We start from the raw sequence: 3,433 nt of genomic DNA, 5'->3' as shown, positions 1-3,433 counted from the left end.
TCGAGCGGCGCGCCGAGCGCGATCGCGACGCCGGCCACGGCGGCGGCGTTGAGCGCGTTGTGCCGGCCGGGGACGTTCAGCACGACCGGGTGCTCCGCGGCATCGAGCGCCAGGGTGAAGGTCGAGCCGAGGCCGCGCGGCGCGAAGTCCGCCACCCGGACGTCAGCGTCTTCGGCGACCCCGTAGGTCAGCACCCGCAGATCGCCGGGGAGGCCCTCGACCAGCTCGCGGACGACCGGGTCGTCGATCCCGGCGACCAGCACGCCGCCCGGTTCGACCCGGTCGATGAACTTCGCGAAGTTCTGCTTGACCTCGTCGAAGCCGCTGTAGTTGTCGAGGTGGTCGGCCTCGATGTTGGTGATGACGGCGACGCGCGGGCTGTACATGAGGAAGGAGCCGTCGCTCTCGTCGGCTTCGGCGGCGAAGACGTCGCCGGTGCCCTCGTCGGCGCCGAGCCCCGTCGTGACGAGCTGGCCGCCGATGCAGTAGGACGGGTCGAGCCCGGCCTCCTGGAGCGCGACCGTCAGCATCGAGGTCGTGGTGGTCTTGCCGTGGGTTCCGGCGACGGCCACGGCCCGCCGGTCGGCCATCAGCGCGGCGAGCGCCGCCGACCGGTGCAGGACCCGCAGGCCGCGGGCGCGCGCGGCGGCCAGCTCGGGGTTGGTCTCGCGGATCGCGGTGGAGACGACGACGGTGTCGGCGTCGCCCAGGTGGGCGGCATCATGGCCGACGAACACCTTCGCGCCGAGCTCGGCGAGCTGGCCGAGCAGGTCGGAGTCCTTCGCGTCGCTGCCGGAGACGGCTATCCCGCGCTTCAGCATGATCCGGGCGATCCCGGACATGCCCGCACCGCCGATGGCGATGAAGTGCACCTTCCCGAGCTCGGCTGCGGGGACCACGTCGACAGGGCTGACGAGACTCACTTTGCGGACTTACCTTCCGGCGCGGACGACTTCGAAGACCATGGAGGCGAGCGCGATGTCGGCGTCGCGGCGGCCCATGCTGGCGGCGGCCTCCGACATGCGGGCGACGGTGTCGGCGTCGCGCAGGATCGGCAGCAGGTTCTGGCTGATCCACTCGGGGGTGAGCGCACCGTCGTCGACGAGCAGGCCGCCGCCCGCGTCGACGATCGGCTTGGCGTTGAGCGCCTGCTCGCCGTTGCCGATGGGCAGCGGCACGTAGACGGCGGGCAGCCCGACCGCGCTGAGCTCGGCGCAGGTCATCGCACCCGCGCGGCACATCGCGACGTCGGCGGCGGCGTAGGCGAGGTCCATCCGGTCGCAGTAGGGGATGGTGACGTACTGCGGCTGGCCGGGACGTCCGGGCTGGGGCTCTTCGGTGTTCTTCTGGCCGACGATGTGCAGGACCTGGATCCCGGCGGCACGGAAGGCGGGCGCGGCGGCGGTGGCGGCGCGGTTGATGGAGCGCGCGCCCTGCGAGCCGCCGAAGATGAGCAGCGTGGGCAGGTCGGAGTCGAGCCCGAAGTAGCTGCGGGCCTTGTCGCCGACGGCGAGCCGGTCGAGCTGCGCGATCTGCTGGCGGATCGGGATGCCGACGAACTTCGCGTGCGGCAGGGTCGAGTCGTGGTGGGAGACGGCGACGTGCTGGGTGAAGCGCGCGCCGAGCCGGTTGGCCAGGCCCGGCTTGGGGTTGGCCTCGTGCACGATGATCGGGACGTGCCTGCGGCGCGCCGCCAGGTAGCCGGGGGTCGCGACATAGCCGCCGAACCCGACCAGGATGTCGGCGCCGGTCCGGTCGAGGACCGCGGCGGCCGCGTTGATCGCGCCGTTGAGCCGTCCCGGCACGGCCAGCAGCCGCGGGGTCAGGGTCCGCGGCAGCGGGACGGGCGGGATCAGCGCCAGCTCGTATCCGCGCTGCGGGACGAGGGTGGTCTCCAGTCCGCGTTCGGTGCCCAGACAGGTGACCTGCACGGAGGGGTCCAGGCGGCGCAGCGCGTCCGCCAGGGCGAGCGCGGGCTCGATGTGACCGGCGGTTCCACCGCCGGCTAGGACAACCCTCATCACGCGCAACCTTTCTCAGGGGGTCAGCGTCGGCCGAGACCCAGCCAGCTTAGGCCCCGGGCCATCGGTCCGGGACCGCGCGCCGCGAGCGCTTGACGGGCTCCCGGTTCGCGCTTGGCGAACGCCAGCAGCATCCCCAGGCCCAGGAGCGTCGGGATGAGCGCGGAGCCGCCGTAGGACACCAGCGGAAGCGGAATGCCCGTAATGGGTAGGACACGAATAACGGCCCCGATGTTCACGATGGCCTGCACCACGATCCACGCGGTGACGCCCGCGGCGGCCAGCCGCATGAACGGGTCGCGGACGCGCCGGGCGATCCGCAGCCCCGCGTAGGCGAGCAGGCCGAACAGCCCCAGCACCATCAGCGTGCCGATGAGGCCCAGTTCTTCGCCCACGACCGCGAAGATGAAGTCGGTGTCGCCGTGCGGCAGGTACTGCCACTTGAACTTGCCCTCGCCCAGGCCCGTCCCGAAGATCCCGCCGGAGCCGATCGCGCGGACGCCCTGGTTGCCCTGGTAGTTGCCGCTGAGCGGGTCGCCGGACGGGTCGAGGAACCCGGTGAGGCGTTTGAACCGGTACGGCTCGACCACGATGAGGATCGCGGTCAGCATCCCGATCAGGCCCATCATCCCGGTCAGCAGCCGGGCCGGGGTGCCCACGACCCACAGCAGCATCAGGAAGACGGTGAACAGCACGAGGGTCGTGCCCAGGTCGTCGCCGAGCATGACCAGCAGGACGACCAGGGCGGTGCCCGGCATCAGCGGGATCAGGAGCTGCTTCCAGTCGTTGAGCATCCGGAGCTTCTCCTTGCGGGCCAGCAGGTCCGCGCCCCACAGCACCAGGCCGAGTTTGGCCGGTTCGGACGGCTGGAGCCGCAGCCCGCCGCCGAAGTCGATCCACCGGGTCGCGCCGTTGACGTTGGTGCCGAGCCCCGGCACCAGGACCAGCGCGAGCGCCAGCACCGACAGCAGCAGGACGGGGTAGGCGAGCACCCGGAACGCGCGGACGGGCAGCCGGGCGGTGAGCGCCATCAGCGGCAGCCCGATCGCCACCCAGGTGACCTGCTTCAGCAGCAGGGTGAACGGTGAGCCGGTGTTGTTCAGCTGCACCACGTAGGAGGCCGACAGCACCATGGTGAGGCCGAGCGCCAGCAGCAGCATCGAGCAGCCGAGCACCAGGTAGTACGAGGTCAGCGGGCGGTCCAGAAGGTTCAGCGCCCCCGCGATCTGCGCGCGGGGGCTGAACCTGGGCTCCTGCTCCGCCGGGACCCCGTCGGCGACCGTCACCGGCCGTCGGCCGCGCGGCGGTGGACGGCCGCGGCGAACAGGTCGCCGCGCTCGCCGTAGTTGCGGAACATGTCCATGGAGGCACCGGCCGGGGCGAGCAGCACGGTGTCGCCCGGCCGCGCCAGC

Annotated in this window: 3 protein-coding genes; all 3 read right to left on the bottom strand. The window is 72.0% G+C overall.

Annotated features, from left to right (window positions below):
• Positions 1-923: UDP-N-acetylmuramate--L-alanine ligase (locus tag ACYVE7_RS31315; RefSeq protein WP_460369837.1), on the bottom strand; the 923-nt coding region annotated here is incomplete at its 3' end.
• Positions 924-932: 9 nt separating this feature from the next.
• A complete protein-coding gene (murG, locus tag ACYVE7_RS31310) occupies positions 933-2,021 on the bottom strand; it encodes an undecaprenyldiphospho-muramoylpentapeptide beta-N-acetylglucosaminyltransferase (protein ID WP_460369835.1) in 1,089 nt (362 codons plus the stop codon).
• Positions 2,022-2,044: 23 nt separating this feature from the next.
• On the bottom strand, positions 2,045-3,307 hold the full coding sequence (gene ftsW / locus ACYVE7_RS31305; protein WP_460369833.1) for a putative lipid II flippase FtsW: 1,263 nt from the start codon (positions 3,305-3,307) through the stop codon (positions 2,045-2,047).
• Positions 3,308-3,433: the final 126 nt, after the last annotated feature.

The sequence above is a fragment of the Actinocorallia lasiicapitis genome (assembly GCF_054778695.1).
This window is presented reverse-complemented; position numbering and strand designations above follow the sequence as displayed.

Coding starts and splice junctions, on each gene's coding strand:
- murG (WP_460369835.1), bottom strand. CDS start 2,021: ATGAGGGTTGTCCTAGCCGGCGGTGGAACCGCCGGTCACATCGAGCCC.